The following is a 296-nucleotide window of genomic DNA, read 5'->3' as shown; positions in this document are numbered from 1 at the left end:
GACTGCCAACGATCATGGAAGGGTATCACCGGACGTTTTGGAGTGCGGCGGCAATCTCACCCCGATGCTTACCGGAACCTACAGCGCTAGGCATAAGCAGGGGATCGGCCAAATGGCACGAGCCTGCCGCCGCTTTGGATTTGGCGATGTATCCGTTCCCGGCACAGGTGTTGCGGCCAGGGGAAAGCGCCGTCGCCGCGGCGCGGGTGGAACCTAAGGGCCCGGATTCCCGGCCAACGCCGCTGGTATCCCCCGTGGCTGAGGTTCGATGCGGCCGCGCCGCTTTGCCGGCGCAC

The 296-nt window shown here is 65.5% G+C and carries 1 protein-coding gene; it reads right to left on the bottom strand.

The genetic code is table 11. The annotated features are described in order from the left end of the window. Window positions 1-86: 86 nt before the first annotated feature. A partial coding sequence (locus tag BQ17_RS22325) for a hypothetical protein (RefSeq protein ID WP_218068048.1) occupies window positions 87-296 on the bottom strand: 210 nt, incomplete at its 5' end.

It is taken from the genome of Candidatus Thiosymbion oneisti, assembly GCF_900092655.1.
In the GTDB taxonomy this organism is placed as follows: domain Bacteria; phylum Pseudomonadota; class Gammaproteobacteria; order Chromatiales; family Chromatiaceae; genus Thiosymbion; species Thiosymbion oneisti.
Note: the sequence above shows the minus strand (reverse complement) of the source record. Positions and strands in the feature narration are given on the sequence as shown.